This window comes from Proteus sp. G2675, assembly GCF_963886535.1.
GTDB lineage: Bacteria > Pseudomonadota > Gammaproteobacteria > Enterobacterales > Enterobacteriaceae > Proteus > Proteus mirabilis.
Genome location: NZ_CAWPCB010000035.1, coordinates 1 through 15,131 on the forward strand (window position 1 = coordinate 1; position 15,131 = coordinate 15,131).

Annotated in this window: 13 protein-coding genes and 5 tRNA genes; 9 read left to right on the forward strand and 9 right to left on the reverse strand. The window is 39.4% G+C overall.

What is annotated here, in order from left to right; all coding sequences use genetic code 11:
• Positions 1-102: 102 nt before the first annotated feature.
• The 3 genes from AACQ49_RS09085 to AACQ49_RS09095 all read right to left on the reverse strand — a co-directional run bounded on the left by AACQ49_RS09085 (position 103) and on the right by AACQ49_RS09095 (position 412).
• A tRNA-Val gene (locus tag AACQ49_RS09085) sits at positions 103-178 on the reverse strand.
• Positions 179-221: 43 nt separating this feature from the next.
• Positions 222-297, reverse strand: a tRNA-Val gene (locus AACQ49_RS09090).
• A 39-nt stretch (positions 298-336) separates the two neighbouring features.
• A tRNA-Val gene (locus AACQ49_RS09095) sits at positions 337-412 on the reverse strand.
• A 348-nt stretch (positions 413-760) separates the two neighbouring features.
• On the opposite strand from AACQ49_RS09095, the gene gltX reads away from it, so the two are divergent.
• The 3 genes from gltX to AACQ49_RS09110 all read left to right on the forward strand — a co-directional run bounded on the left by gltX (position 761) and on the right by AACQ49_RS09110 (position 2,515).
• Positions 761-2,179 carry a glutamate--tRNA ligase gene (gene gltX / locus AACQ49_RS09100; protein WP_004243784.1) on the forward strand — a complete coding sequence of 473 codons (1,419 nt, stop codon included), beginning with the start codon at positions 761-763 and terminating at the stop codon, positions 2,177-2,179.
• A gap of 158 nt (positions 2,180-2,337) precedes the next feature.
• A tRNA-Ala gene (locus AACQ49_RS09105) sits at positions 2,338-2,413 on the forward strand.
• A 26-nt stretch (positions 2,414-2,439) separates the two neighbouring features.
• Positions 2,440-2,515: transfer RNA gene (locus AACQ49_RS09110), tRNA-Ala, on the forward strand.
• A 94-nt stretch (positions 2,516-2,609) separates the two neighbouring features.
• Here the strand turns inward: AACQ49_RS09110 and AACQ49_RS09115 are convergent.
• Entirely contained in the window at positions 2,610-3,362 is a 753-nt protein-coding gene (locus tag AACQ49_RS09115; RefSeq protein WP_012368117.1) for an SDR family NAD(P)-dependent oxidoreductase, read from the reverse strand.
• 156 nt (positions 3,363-3,518) lie between these two features.
• Here AACQ49_RS09115 and AACQ49_RS09120 point away from each other — a divergent pair, with 156 nt between their 5' ends.
• Positions 3,519-3,959 (forward strand): MarR family winged helix-turn-helix transcriptional regulator, encoded by a 441-nt coding sequence (locus AACQ49_RS09120; protein ID WP_004248417.1) that lies wholly within the window; start codon positions 3,519-3,521, stop codon positions 3,957-3,959.
• Here the strand turns inward: AACQ49_RS09120 and AACQ49_RS09125 are convergent.
• The 4 genes from AACQ49_RS09125 to zipA all read right to left on the reverse strand — a co-directional run bounded on the left by AACQ49_RS09125 (position 3,956) and on the right by zipA (position 9,011).
• Positions 3,956-4,177: a DUF3820 family protein gene (locus AACQ49_RS09125; protein ID WP_004243788.1), complete on the reverse strand. Its 222-nt coding sequence runs from the start codon at positions 4,175-4,177 to the stop codon at positions 3,956-3,958. The genes AACQ49_RS09120 and AACQ49_RS09125 overlap by 4 nt on opposite strands.
• 163 nt (positions 4,178-4,340) lie before the next feature.
• A complete protein-coding gene (locus AACQ49_RS09130) occupies positions 4,341-5,525 on the reverse strand; it encodes a NupC/NupG family nucleoside CNT transporter (RefSeq protein WP_004248418.1) in 1,185 nt (394 codons plus the stop codon).
• 228 nt (positions 5,526-5,753) lie between these two features.
• Positions 5,754-7,781: an NAD-dependent DNA ligase LigA gene (gene ligA, locus AACQ49_RS09135; RefSeq protein ID WP_004248419.1), complete on the reverse strand. Its 2,028-nt coding sequence runs from the start codon at positions 7,779-7,781 to the stop codon at positions 5,754-5,756.
• Positions 7,782-7,955: 174 nt separating this feature from the next.
• On the reverse strand, positions 7,956-9,011 hold the full coding sequence (gene zipA / locus AACQ49_RS09140) for a cell division protein ZipA (RefSeq protein ID WP_161779011.1): 1,056 nt from the start codon (positions 9,009-9,011) through the stop codon (positions 7,956-7,958).
• A gap of 222 nt (positions 9,012-9,233) precedes the next feature.
• Between zipA and cysZ the strand changes: the two genes are divergently transcribed.
• From cysZ to crr, 5 genes are all read left to right on the forward strand, one after another.
• Positions 9,234-10,004 carry a sulfate transporter CysZ gene (gene cysZ / locus AACQ49_RS09145; RefSeq protein WP_161779012.1) on the forward strand — a complete coding sequence of 257 codons (771 nt, stop codon included), beginning with the start codon at positions 9,234-9,236 and terminating at the stop codon, positions 10,002-10,004.
• A 148-nt stretch (positions 10,005-10,152) separates the two neighbouring features.
• Positions 10,153-11,106, forward strand: coding sequence for a cysteine synthase A (cysK, locus tag AACQ49_RS09150; protein WP_004248422.1), 954 nt, complete (start codon positions 10,153-10,155; stop codon positions 11,104-11,106).
• 330 nt (positions 11,107-11,436) lie between these two features.
• Positions 11,437-11,694: a phosphocarrier protein Hpr gene (gene ptsH, locus AACQ49_RS09155; RefSeq protein WP_004243798.1), complete on the forward strand. Its 258-nt coding sequence runs from the start codon at positions 11,437-11,439 to the stop codon at positions 11,692-11,694.
• Positions 11,695-11,837: 143 nt separating this feature from the next.
• Complete coding sequence (ptsI, locus tag AACQ49_RS09160; RefSeq protein ID WP_004243799.1) at positions 11,838-13,565, forward strand: phosphoenolpyruvate-protein phosphotransferase PtsI; 1,728 nt, start codon at positions 11,838-11,840, stop codon at positions 13,563-13,565.
• Between the two features lie 49 nt (positions 13,566-13,614).
• The gene (gene crr, locus AACQ49_RS09165) at positions 13,615-14,124 is read left to right on the forward strand and encodes a PTS glucose transporter subunit IIA (RefSeq protein WP_004243800.1); all 510 of its coding nucleotides are present in this window, start codon (positions 13,615-13,617) and stop codon (positions 14,122-14,124) included.
• Between the two features lie 90 nt (positions 14,125-14,214).
• On the opposite strand, the gene cysM is transcribed toward crr, so the two are convergent.
• Entirely contained in the window at positions 14,215-15,096 is an 882-nt protein-coding gene (gene cysM / locus AACQ49_RS09170; RefSeq protein WP_004243801.1) for a cysteine synthase CysM, read from the reverse strand.
• Between the last annotated feature and the right edge of the window lie 35 nt (positions 15,097-15,131).

A 15,131-nucleotide genomic window follows, 5' to 3' on the forward strand; every position in this document is an offset into this window, starting at 1 on the left:
GACTCGAACGCCCGACCAATTGATTAAAAGTCAACTGCTCTACCGACTGAGCTAACGACCCATACCTAACTGTGTGATATTGCGTAAAATAACCTGATGAAGTGGTGGGCGGTATTGGGCTCGAACCAACGACCTCCTCCTTGTAAGGGAGATGCTCTACCAACTGAGCTAACCGCCCACTTCATAATGACTAAATTCTCATTACCACGCTTTAATGTAATTGGTGGGCGGTATTGGGCTCGAACCAACGACCTCCTCCTTGTAAGGGAGATGCTCTACCAACTGAGCTAACCGCCCAATTACATTAAATAATACAACTATCACAACGAATAATAATGGTGGGCGGTATTGGGCTCGAACCAACGACCTCCTCCTTGTAAGGGAGATGCTCTACCAACTGAGCTAACCGCCCGTCGTGATGGGGTGCATTATAGGGATACTGCGCTATGAGTCAACGATTTTTATCGGTTTTTTATCGTAAAAATGATCGTTCGTTTTATTTTTAGTCAAGATGCTTTTTTTAGCACCATAACTGACACAGCAATTAACCAAAATAATCCGTTGTTGTTACTTCGTCAAACAAAAAATAACCTATTTGAAATTTTTCTGCAGGTTAAAAGCTTAATGCCATTGAGGAATTAGCATCCAGTGATAAAATAAAGCAACAATTTCGTTTTTTTGATAATCACGGTTACTTATCTTCTATTTTTGGCTCCTTATATAAGAAAGAATATAAGTAAAACGTACTAAGGCAATCTCAATGAGTAAAATAAAAACCCGTTTTGCACCAAGTCCTACAGGCTATCTACATGTTGGTGGTGCTCGTACTGCACTGTATTCCTGGTTATTTAGCCGTCACAACAAGGGTGAGTTTGTACTGCGTATTGAAGACACCGATTTAGAACGTTCTACTCAACCTGCCATTGATGCAATTATGGACGGTATGAATTGGTTAAATCTAAACTGGGATGAAGGTCCTTACTATCAAACCAAACGCTTTGATCGTTATAATCAAGTTATCGATCAAATGTTAGCAGCTGGTACTGCTTATCGTTGTTATTGTTCTAAAGAACGTTTAGAGAAACTACGTGAAGATCAAATGGCGAAAGGTGAGAAACCTCGCTACGATGGTTGTTGCCGTCACGGTGATCACAACCATACCCCAGATGAACCTCATGTAGTTCGTTTTTTAAATCCTCAAGAAGGATCTGTGATTTTTGATGACAAAATTCGTGGCCCGATTGAGTTTAGTAACCAAGAGCTTGATGACTTAATTATCCGTCGTACTGATGGTTCACCTACCTATAATTTCTGTGTAGTGATTGATGACTGGGATATGGAAATTACACACGTTATTCGTGGTGAAGATCATATCAACAATACCCCACGTCAGATCAATATATTAAAAGCACTTGGTGCTCCAGTACCTGAATATGCACACGTATCCATGATCTTAGGTGATGATGGTAAAAAATTATCTAAACGCTATAACGCAGTAAGTGTAATGCAATATCGTGATGACGGTTATTTACCAGAAGCGTTATTAAACTACTTAGTACGTTTAGGTTGGTCTCATGGCGACCAAGAGATCTTTAGCATCGATGAAATGATTAAAGATTTCACTTTAGAAGCTATTAGTAAATCAGCAAGTGCGTTTAATACTGACAAATTACTTTGGTTAAACCATCACTATATTAATACCTTACCTGCTGAACAAGTAGCCGTACACCTAGATTGGCATATCAAACAACAAAATATTGATACTAGTAATGGCCCATCACTGGTTGAATTGATTAAATTACTCGGCGAGCGTTGCAAAACATTAAAAGAGATGGCGGAAAGTTGTCACTACTTTTATGTTGACTTTGATAGTTTCGAAGAAACCGCGGCGAAAAAACACTTACGTCCTGTCGCTCGTCAACCATTAGAAGTAGTTCGTGATAAATTATCAGCAATTACTGATTGGACAGCGGAAAATGTACATAAAGCAATCCAAGAAACCGCTGAAGAATTAGAAGTTGGTATGGGTAAAGTCGGTATGCCTCTACGTGTTGCTGTCACAGGTGCGGGTCAATCTCCTGCACTAGATGTTACTGTTCATGCTATTGGTAAAGCTCGTAGCATCGCTCGTATTAATAAAGCATTAGATTTTATTACTGACAGAGAAAATCAAGCTTAATTGAGCTGATTATCTTATTTCACAACGAAGAGTCGTCACTTATTTTTAAGCGGCGACTCTTTTTTTGTATTCTTTTTCATCAATCAATAAATAATGTGAGATTAAGTGATTGACAGCATTGTGCTTGTTGCCTATTATCAAGCCCGTTCCAGTATGTTGGGGCTATAGCTCAGCTGGGAGAGCGCTTGCATGGCATGCAAGAGGTCAGCGGTTCGATCCCGCTTAGCTCCACCAATATACTTTTGAACAATCCATTATGTGGGGTTATAGCTCAGTTGGGAGAGCGCTTGCATGGCATGCAAGAGGTCAGCGGTTCGATCCCGCTTAGCTCCACCAGAATCTTAAGATCCTGAAGAGAAATCTTCAGGATTTTTTATTTTCACCAATGTATTCACTTAATTAGTGATTCACACTACCCGCAAAGATAAAACTACTGCGCAGTATATCCCCCATCTACCGCATAAAAAGCGCCTGTTGAAAAACTACTCTCATCTGAAAGTAAAAAAGCCACCATATTAGCCACTTCTTTTCGCGTTGCCATTCTCTTCATCGGATGTGTTGATGCCATCCATTGACGAACTTCATCCGGTAACTGTTGCATTCGCGGTGTGTCTACATACCCAGGCCCTATTGCATTCACACGTATACCTTGCTGTGCAAATTCCAAGGCAGCTGAACGGGTGATCCCTAACACAGCATGTTTGGCTGCAGTATAAGCAGAAATTCCGGCAATACCGACAATACCATTTGTCGAAGATAAATTAACGATACTCCCTCCACCACTTCTTAGTAAGGCCGGAATACCATATTTCAATCCGTAAAATACGCCGTTAATATCGGTATCCATAACCGCTTTCCAATCATCAATATTATAATCAACAATCGATGTATTATGCGGACCTGTAATACCTGCATTATTCACTAATCCATGTAATGCGCCTGTTTGTGCTAATATTGCTTCAAACATGCTTTTAACTTGCTCAGGTGATGTCATATCTGCTTGTAATGCTATGACTTTTTCACCTGTAGGATCGATTGTGTAAGCGGTTTTTTTAACCTGTTCTAATTGTCGTCCACTTATAAAGACTGTTGCACCCGCTTGATATAATCGTTGGGCAACGCCTTCCCCTACTCCTGTTGCAGCCCCAGTCACTAACACCGTTTTGCCTTCAAAATAACTCATATTCACCTCAGTTCACTTAGTTTAAGTAATTAACTTTAGTTAATCATGTTAAATAGGATATTTGATTAACTAAAGTTAATCAATATAAATTTTCTTCAGCTAAAATGAGCTGTTATTATTAACTTCAATTAATTTGATAGAAAAATGTAGGTACTAATGGAGCAACTTGAGCTAGAAAACGCCCTATCGCTTTTACAGTGTACTCTGGTTGCACAACGCACCCGTTATACACCAGAGCAAGTAACTTGGGGACAATATGATATTTTAGAATTATTGCGTTTACGCGGTGATTTAACGCCATCTCAACTTTGTGAAATTTTAGCTATCTCACGCCAAAATTTATCTAAGTTTATGCGAGGATTAAAATCATTAGGTTTTATTGCTCAGGATCGTTCTAAGAAAGATAAACGTGAATTAATTACGCATTTAACAGATGAAGGTAAAGCTTTTTTAGCAAGAGCCGCTTTAGGCCGAAAACAGAACGCACAGAAGCTACAAGCGCAATTAACACCTGCAGAACAAGCTATGTTTATTGAATTGAGTCATAAAGTTATTAACGCACTAATAGCGGATAAGTTACCTACAGAGCCTGATTAACGCGACTGCTTTAATGGTTTTAGTAACCCTTCTAAGCCATCAATTTTAATTGCTAGGGTCATTTCCATTAGTTGCCCTAGCTTTCCTTCAGGGAAGGTGCCTTTCTTGGCAAACCACAATAAATACTCTTCAGGTAAATCCACCAGCATTCGCCCTTTATATTTACCAAATGGCATTTGTGTGTTGGCTATATCAATAAGATGCTGTTTTTCTAGCATGATCTCTATCGCTTTATCGAGAAGGAATGATAAGGATTATAAGGTAATTTAACGATAAAAAAAGCAGTACCGACGGGTACTGCTTGATTTATGTTACATGATAACTAAGTTATCCATCTTACATTGTTATTTATTTCACATGCTATCTGTCTTATCTCAATGATTAAACAAACAGGCCTGTGATAGCAGCAGATAAGAAGCTAACTAGCGTAGAACCAAATAGTAATTTAAGACCAAAACGAGAAACCACATTACCTTGCATTTCGTTCAGACCTTTAATAGCCCCTGCAACAATACCGATAGAAGAGAAGTTAGCAAATGAGACTAAGAAGACAGATAAGATCCCAACAGAGCGTGGTGTTAATTCAGCAGCCAGATCTTGCAAGCTTCCCATCGCGACGAATTCATTAGAGACTAATTTAGTTGCCATCACACTACCTACACGTAATGCATCTTGCTCAGGTATACCAATCACCCATGCTAATGGATAGAAAACATAACCTAAGCAATCTTGGAAACTAATACCGAAAATCATACTAAAGATAGCGTTTACCGCAGCAATTAATGCGATAAAACCAATCAACATTGCCGCAACGATTAAAGCAACTTTGAAACCAGCTAAGATATATTCACCTAACATTTCGAAGAAGCTTTGACCTTCATGCAGATTCCCCATCTGAATATCTTCTTCATTTTCAACAGAATATGGGTTAATCACTGATAGGATAACGAAAGTACTGAACATATTCAGAACCAGTGCAGCAACAACGTATTTAGGATCAAGCATAGTCATATAAGCACCAACAATTGACATTGATACCGTAGACATCGCTGTCGCCGCCATAGTGTACATACGGCGCTGAGACATTTTGCCCAATACATCTTTATAAGCGATAAAGTTCTCAGATTGGCCAAGTACTAAGGAGCTAACCGCATTAAACGATTCTAGTTTCCCCATACCGTTCACTTTGGACAGCACTGTACCGATAATGCGGATCACGAAAGGCAATACTTTGATATGTTGCAAAATACCAATTAATGCAGAAATAAAGATGATGGGACATAATACATTCAAGAAGAAGAATGCTAGACCACCTTTCATCATACCACCGAAGACAAACTCAGTACCTTGTGCGGCATAACCTAATAAGTGATCAAATAGCCCAGCGAAACCACGGACAAAGCCTTCACCAATATCAGAATTGAGGAAGAACCATGCCAATGCGATTTCAATAATTAATAACTGCACAATATAACGCAGACGGATCCCTTTGCGGTTATTACTTGCAATAAATGCTAATGCACCAATAACTGCGAGAGCCAAAACAAAGTGAATGATAGAAGACATGCATGCTCCAAAAATAAAAATAAATCTTGGAGAGCATTTTATGTAACGCGTAACATTACGATGTGATTATTGTCACAATACAGTGAAACCATATACACACTATTTATTAAATAAGATAGGTTGATCACACTTTAGGAGTAACTTAAGTAACACGAAATGTGAATTTAGCTTAAGTTAAAGATGCTACTGAGAACTGCTCTCAATAGCATCTAAGTTTATTGTAAACGATTATTTAGATTGATCAAGCAAGCGGATCATTTCGTCTTCATCAATAACAGTAATACCTAATTCATTTGCTTTGGCTAATTTAGAACCCGCCGCTTCACCAGCAATGACCATATCTGTCTTTTTCGAAACGCTACCACTCACTTTTGCACCAAGTGCAACTAATCTATCTTTTGCTTCATCTCGCGTTAATTGAGAAAGAGAGCCTGTCAGCACGACTGTTTTACCAGCAAAAGGATTATCACCTGCTTCATGAGTAGCCACAACCGGTGCCGGCCAAGTAATGCCAATGTCATTAACAAGTTGATCAATCACATTTTTATTATGTTCTTCTTGGAAAAAATTAACCACATGCTTTGCAACAATATCACCCACATCAGGAACTGCCTTTAAGGCTTCAATATTTGCTTCACGTAATGCCTCTAATGAAACAAAATGAGCGGTTAATCCATTGGCCGTTGCTTCTCCTACTTCACGAATACCAAGGGCATAGATAAAACGGGCAAAAGTGGTTGATTTTGCTTTTTCTAATGCATTAAGCAGTTTTTTGGCTGATTTCTCCCCCATACGTTCTAAACCAGATAAGATCTTTTCATCTAAACGGAATAAATCAGCCGGTGTTTTGACATACTCTTTTTCAACCAATTGGTCGATAATTTTATCTCCCATGCCGTCAACATCCATCGCACGACGAGAAACGAAATGTTTAAGCGCCTCTTTACGTTGCGCTGCACAAATTAATCCCCCCGTGCAGCGGGCAACAGCCTCACCTTCTATACGCTCAATATCAGATTGACAAATAGGGCATTGGGTTGGAAAAACAATTTCTTGTGCATTCTCAGGGCGTTTTTCTTCAATCACACTCACAACCTGAGGAATAACATCGCCTGCACGGCGAATAACCACCGTATCACCAATACGTAATCCTAAACGTTCAATTTCATCAGCATTATGAAGTGTGGCATTACTGACTATTACCCCTGCCACTTGTACGGGATCTAAACGAGCGACAGGTGTAATCGCCCCTGTACGCCCCACTTGAAATTCAACATCTTTAATCACCGTCATCTGCTCTTGGGCTTGGAATTTGTAAGCAATCGCCCAACGGGGAGCACGAGACACAAATCCCAACTCTTCTTGTAGAGCTATATCATCTACTTTGATAACCACACCATCAATATCAAAGCCTAGATTAGGGCGAATTTCTGCTACATGATGGTAAAAATCAAGTACAGCTTTAGTTCCGGTACATAATTTAATAGCATCACTAACAGGTAATCCCCATTTTTTAAATTGCTGTAAACGTGCATAATGGCTTGTCGGTAATTCACCGCCTTCAAGCACGCCAACACCATAACAGAAGAAAGTCAAAGGGCGCTTGGCTGTAATACGAGGATCTAACTGACGTAATGAACCCGCTGCTGCATTACGAGGATTAGCAAATACTTTTCCTCCCGTGCGTCGAGCTTCTTCATTTAAATGCTCAAACCCTTTTTCAGTCATAAAGACTTCTCCACGAATTTCAATTCGTGCGGGGATATTATCGCCATATAAACGCAAAGGAATGGCTTTAATGGTTCTGACATTCTCAGTAATATTTTCTCCAGTGGTACCATCACCACGGGTTGCAGCTTGTACTAAGCGACCATTTTCATACAGTAGACTTACCGCAAGTCCATCTAATTTTAATTCACAACAAAAAGTGATCTCTTCATTATTTTTCAGACGTTCACGTAAACGTTTATCAAATGCTAAATAGGTTGTTTCATCAAAAGCATTATCTAAAGAGAGCATTGGAATTTCATGTCTAACTTGCTCAAAAGCCGTTAAAGGTAATGCCCCTACCCGTTGAGTAGGAGAATCTGGGGTAATGAGTTCAGGATGTTCGGCTTCTAATGCTTTTAGCTTATTCATTAAGCGATCGTATTCAGCATCAGGAATTTCAGGTGCGTCCATGACATGATAGAGATATTCATGGTGACGTAGTGTAACGCGAAGTTCATCAATTTGTTGTTGAATATTTTGATTCATGAGGTATCACCAAAGAAAGAAAAGCCCCCGCAAGCGGGGGCTGAGGTTGTTGGCAATGTGAGAAAAACCAAGTTTCCCCACTTTGTATTATCAGCCGAAAATCAAGTCATTAATTTTCCTGATTTCTTTAAATCTATCCAACCTAGCACCGCAAGCGAGCTTTTGATAAAAAGACTATTGATGTAAATCTAGTGTTCTACGAATTCTAGATTTATAAAGTTCAATTTTTTGTGGTGTTAACAGTTTGCGCTCTTCATCAAGCACAACACCGCCCACATCAGAGGCAATACGCTGAGCTGCTTGCAACATCAATTTAAAGTTTTGATTAGCATCACCATAAGATGGCACCATCATAAACATGGATACGCCAGGCGTGGTTAATTCAGCCATCGTATCAATATTGAAAGTACCCGGTTTTACCATATTGGCAAGACTAAACAATACAGGGCCATTACCCGTCGGGTTAAGATGTCGATGGAAAATATTCATCGCACCAAACTGGAAACCCGCTTGAATAATGCTCTGCATTAACACCTCACCGTCAAGCATTTGACCATGATGAGCGCTGACATTTAATACTAATACCAGCTCTTCTTCTGCTTTTGGCTCTTCTGTTCCGGATAAAGCTTGCTCAGCTTGTTTCACATCAGATGAGGTTTCAGCATCCAATGGCCTATCTGTATCAGTGGTATGTATTTCATCACTAGCAACAGAGTTCGACGATTCTGGTATCGGCTCTACATCGGCAAGTTTTGTCTCACTAATATCACCTTCTTTTACATCAGCATGGTTTACCTCTACTTCGGGTATCGGTTGTTTTTGCTGAGGCGCAGAGTCATTATTTTGTTCAATAACATCAAAAACACCAAGACTAGGCTCTCGTTGTAATGAAGTATCGTTAGAATGTCCCTGTGCTGGTGTTCCAGACATAAGTGGATCTTTATCTGCAACTGAGGATTGTGGCGCAAGTGTTGGCTCCGATTTAACCGGTGGCACACTTTGAGCCTCCTGCGTTGAAGTTAAAGACGACATCTGATGATTTGCCTCAGTATACTGGGGTTCATCATCGTTCTCATCTGACTGATAATTCTGTTTCTGACGTTTTACTGGGCGATTACGGAAAAGCTTAGAACGCTCTTTTCGACCAATCCATAAGCCGTGTAATAACAAAGCTATGATTAAAATCGCACCAACAACGATTAATATCAGACGCAAATTTTGCTGCATCATTTCTATCTCTGTTGTCTTGAGGTTTAATAGCCACAATGGCGAATATTACTTTTACTAAGAGTATTTGCCAATGCTTATAAGTGCAAGCCAATACTTAATTTTCTTGTCACAAAGATACACTCTTCAATACCTTATGCGCATTTTTTAGACAATTTATCACTAGTAAGGCTGATTATCTCTCTATATGATACTAGCTTGCCCTTATAGGAGAGAATAGGAAGTATGACAAATTTGACAGAATCGACCAAAAATTTAAATGGATTTCACTATTTTGCACTTGGGTGGCGATTAATTACTCGCCCGGGTCTAAAACGTTTTGTTATTTTACCCTTACTTGCCAATATTATTATTCTCGGTAGTGCCTTTTGGTGGTTATATGGCCAGATTGGTGAAATGGTCAATTGGATGATGGAAAAAGTCCCTGATTGGCTACAGTGGTTAAGCTATGTTATCTGGCCACTGTCAGTTATTTTTATTTTGCTGGTCTTTACCTATTTCTTTAGCACCATAGCCAATATTATCGCTTCGCCTTTTAATGGATTATTAGCGGAAAAATTAGAAGGCCAAATAACGGGTATTAATCCTCCGGATACCGGCTTATTAGGTATTACAAAAGATATTCCACGTATTTTAAAACGAGAAATCATCAAGGTCGTTTATTATTTGCCAAGAGCCATTGTATTGTTATTGCTCTATTTTGTTCCCGTTGTTGGACAAACTATCGCCCCAATTCTTTGGTTTATATTTGGTGCTTGGATGATGGCAATCCAATATAACGACTTTCCATTCGATAACCATAAAGTCTCTTTCGCCAAAATGAAATCAACGCTGAAAAAAGACAAATGGAACAATTTACAATTTGGTATGGTAATTAATATCTTCACTATGATCCCAATCTTAAACCTAGTCATTATGCCGGTTGCAATTTGTGGTGCCACTGCCATGTGGTGTGATCGATATCGTCATCAACATGTACAAGCAGGCCAGTGGTAATACCACTGGTTTCATTGTGATTAGAATCTTTTGGAATAAAAAGTAAAAAAAGTTATAAGGATATTCATAAAGCTTATTTCCATCTTTTGCTTGATGGCGTATGGTAATTTCATCTGACCTTATAAAAAATCATGTACCGAGGATAAAAATGAGCAAAATTTTCGAAGATAACTCGCAAACTATTGGCCATACCCCCCTAGTTCGTTTAAAACATTTCGGTAATGGCAATATCTTAGCTAAAGTAGAATCTCGTAATCCAAGCTTTAGTGTAAAATGCCGTATCGGTGCAAATATGATTTGGGATGCAGAAAAAAAAGGTATCCTGAAACCCGGCGTAGAGCTAGTTGAGCCAACCAGTGGTAATACTGGGATTGCCTTGGCTTATGTAGCTGCTGCACGTGGCTATAAGCTGACACTGACTATGCCTGATACCATGAGTATTGAGCGCCGTAAATTATTAAAAGCATTAGGCGCTAACCTTGTGTTAACTGAAGGCGCTAAAGGTATGAAGGGAGCGATTGATAAAGCGAACGAAATTCGTGATAGCGATCCTAGCCGTTACCTTCTACTACAACAATTTAGTAATCCAGCAAACCCAGAAATTCATGAGAAAACCACAGGCCCTGAAATTTGGAATGACACTGATGGCAAAGTTGATGTAGTTATCGCAGGTGTCGGAACGGGTGGTACCATCACGGGTATTGGTCGCTATTTGAAAAATACTCAAGGTAAAGCTGTCACCATGGTTGCGGTAGAACCTAAAGATTCTCCTGTTATTAGCCAAGCATTAGCAGGTGAAGAAATTAAGCCTGGTCCACATAAAATCCAAGGTATTGGTGCAGGTTTTATCCCTGAAAACTTAGAGTTATCACTATTAGATCGCGTGATCCAAATTACTAACGAAGAAGCATTTGAAACAGCTCGTGACGTTATGACCAAAGAAGGTATTTTAGCGGGTATTTCATCCGGTGCGGCAATTGCGGCTGCAGTGAAATTAGCTAAAGAGCCAGAATTTGCTAATAAGGAAATCGTAGTGATTTTACCTTCTTCAGGTGAACGTTATCTCAGCACCCCACTTTTTGCTGATATCTCTGACAGCTAAATCGCGTCACCTAAAATGTAAAATATTTATTAAAAAAGCACCTTCAGGGTGCTTTTTTTGTGGTAGAGATCAAACTTTGTTATCCAGATAGGTGATTTATTCTGTCGAGTTTAGTATTTAATCAAGTAATTATTTCGAAGGTCGAAATTAATCAGAAAATAGGCAAGTGATAAAAATAGCACTGCTTTCAATTTCTGGGGACTATTTTTATCGGATAACGTAACATGGCTTATATTATCTGATATTGCTACGCAAAGCAGGACAATTTCATCTACACTTACTAAGTCCTGACTTAATGTGAATAATTGAGTTATAAAAGGAAAAAATCCTATGTACCAGCAAGAAGTTACTATTACAGCACCAAACGGCTTACATACTCGTCCTGCAGCACAGTTAGTAAAAGAGGCTAAAACTTTCTCTTCTGATATTAGTCTTATTTCTGGTGGTAAATCAGCCAGCGCGAAGAGCTTATTCAAATTACAAACTTTAGGATTAACCCAAGGTACTGTAGTCACTATTTCTGCTGAAGGCGAAGATGAAAAACAAGCAGTAGAACATTTAGTTAAGTTAATGGCTGAGTTAGAGTAATCCAGTTACCTTTCGCTATTCATTAACGTCCTATTTTCCCCTGAAAATCGCTCAGGGGAATTTATAACTCGATGATTTTAAAACAGCAGTGTCTCTTGATCCTATTTTTTTAAAATTATCACCAGCAAGTCGTAGGATAAATTATGATTTCAGGAATTTTAGCTTCACCGGGTATCGCATTTGGTCAAGCTCTTCTACTTAAAGAAGAACCTATTATTATTAGCCAACGTAAAATCCAAAGTGACGAAGTTGACACCCAAATCGAACGTTTTAAAGATGGTCGTAATAAATCAGCGCAACAACTAGAAATCATTAAAGCCCGTGCTGAAAAAAATCTTGGTGCCGATAAAGCTGAGATTTTTGAAGGCCATATTATGTTATTAGAAGATGAGGAACTCGAACAAGAGATCATATCCCTCATCAAAAGTGACAAGAAAACCGCAGAAGCAGCGGTTCAATCTGTTATTGAAGATCAGGCAACCGCATTAGAAGCCTTAGATGATGAGTACTTAAAAGAGCGTGCGGCTGACGTTCGTGATATTGGTAAGCGCTTAATGCGTAATATCTTAGAGATGCCAATTATCGATTTAAGTGCTATTTCTGAAAAAGTGATTTTAGTTGCTACAGATTTAACGCCATCAGAAACAGCGCAGCTTAGCTTAGACAATGTGTTAGGCTTTATCACTGACTTAGGGGGTAGAACATCACACACCTCTATCATGGCACGCTCTTTAGAGATCCCAGCGATTGTTGGCACATCTAATGCAACAGAAACCATTAAAAAAGAAGATTATCTGGTTCTTGATGCGATTAACAATAAAATCATTATTAATCCTTCTGATGAAGAGCTCGAAGCATTAAAGGCTATCAAAGAAGAGTACCTACATGAAAAAGAAGAGCTGGCAAAACTAAAAGATTTACCAGCAATTACCCTTGATGGGCATCAAGTTGAAGTTTGCGCTAATATAGGTACTGTACGTGATGTCGCAGGTGCTGAGCGTAATGGTGCGGAAGGTGTTGGACTCTATCGTACTGAATTCCTATTTATGGATAGAGATTCCTTACCAACAGAAGAAGAGCAATTCCAAGCTTATAAAGCTGTGGCTGAAGCGGTAGGCAGTCCTGCGGTCATTATCCGTACTATGGATATTGGTGGCGATAAAGACTTACCTTACATGAATTTACCGAAAGAAGAGAATCCATTCTTAGGTTGGCGTGCAATTCGTATTTGTCTTGACCGCAAAGAGATCCTTCATCCACAATTACGTGCTATCTTAAGAGCGTCTGCTTTTGGTAAACTACGTATTATGTTTCCAATGATTATCTCTGTTGAAGAGATCCGAGCATTGAAAGCGGAACTTGAAATACTGAAAAGCCAGCTTCGTGAAGAAAATAAGCCTTTTGATGAATCTATCGAAGTCGGTGTTATGGTTGAAACGCCAGCAGCGGCTGTTATGGCTCGCCATATGGCAAAAGAAGTTGACTTTTTCAGTATTGGGACTAACGATCTAACACAATATACTCTGGCTGTAGACCGTGGAAATGAGCTGATATCTCATCTATATAATCCAATGTCACCTGCTGTACTTAATCTGATTAAACAGGTGATTGATGCATCACACGCTGAAGGTAAATGGACTGGAATGTGTGGTGAGCTTGCCGGGGATGAACGGGCAACAATGTTGCTTCTGGGCATGGGATTAGATGAGTTTAGTATGAGTGCTATATCAATTCCTCGCATCAAAAAAATTATTCGTAACGCCAATTTTGATGATGCAAAAGCACTGGCAGAGCAAGCACTTGCTCAGCCGACTGCAAAGGAATTAATGGACTTAGTAGAAACTTTTACTAAAGAAAAAACACTGTGCTAATAACGTTAGCCAGAGCCCGGTCCCAACTAAAATAATTAGGAGAAGATTCATGGGTCTGTTTGATAAATTAAAATCACTGGTTTCAGAGGAAAAGAAAGGCAGTGGCACGATTGATATTGTTGCACCACTTTCTGGTGAAATCGTCAATATCGAAGATGTTCCTGATGTTGTTTTCGCTGAAAAAATTGTAGGTGACGGTATTGCTATCAAACCTGCTGGTCATAAAATTGTTGCACCAGTTGATGGTACTATCGGTAAAATTTTCGAGACTAACCATGCTTTCTCTATTGAGTCTGACAACGGTATCGAATTATTTGTCCACTTCGGTATCGACACAGTTGAACTAAAAGGTGAAGGATTTAAACGTATCGCTGAAGAAGGTCAACAAGTTAAAGTCGGTGATACTGTTTTAGAATTTGATTTAGCTGTTTTAGAAGAAAAAGCAAAATCGGTATTAACACCGGTTGTGATTTCTAATATGGATGAAATCCAAGGTTTAACTAAAATGACAGGCCCAGTAACTGTTGGTGAAACCGTTGTAATGCAGATCAAAAAATAATTTTTAATCTGTTCTCACTTTTAAACCGCCACATTTCCTCTGTGGCGGTTTTTATATGCAAGCGAATAAGCTTTAACGAGGGCAGAAAACTCAACCAAACACCCCAGTTGATAAATAGCGATCGCCTCTATCACAAATAATAGCCACAATCACAGCCCCTGGGTTCTCTTTAGCAACGCGTATTGCACCAGCTACGGCTCCCCCAGAACTAACGCCACAGAATATACCTTCTTTACTCGCTAATAGGCGCATGGTTTGTTCTGCTTCTGTTTGGGACATATCTATAACACTATCAACCAACTCTTTTCGAAAAATACCGGGTAAATAGGCTGGAGACCAACGACGAATACCCGGAATTTGACTTTTTTCTTCCGGTTGTAAACCGACAATTTTTACTGTGTCCGATTGCGTTTTTAGGTAACTCCCCACCCCAGTTATCGTACCTGTTGTTCCCATGCTAGAAACAAAATGGGTAATGCGCCCTTGAGTCTGTTGCCAAATTTCAGGTCCAGTTGAAGTAAAATGCGCTCGAGGGTTATCGGGGTTATTAAACTGATCTAATACCTTCCCTTCACCTTTACGCTCCATTTCTTGCGCTAAATCTCTCGCCCCTTCCATACCAATTTCGCGGCTAACCAAAATAAGCTCGGCGCCATACGCTTGCATGGATGCTTGACGCTCTTTACTCATATTTTCTGGCATTAATAATTTTAGTCGATAACCTTTTACTGCCGCTATCATCGCTAAAGCAATCCCTGTATTACCACTGGTTGCCTCAATTAATGTATCGCCAGGTTTAATTTCACCGCGTAATTCAGCTTGCTCAATCATCGATAACGCGGCTCTATCTTTCACAGAACCCGCCGGATTATTGCCTTCAAGCTTAACCCATATTTCTGCATCTAATCCTTGTGAAAGTCGTTGTAATTTGACCAATGGTGTATTACCAATAAATTGTTCTAAGCCTGCCACAATAAATCCCTGATCATTTATTTGTTTGTATTAAT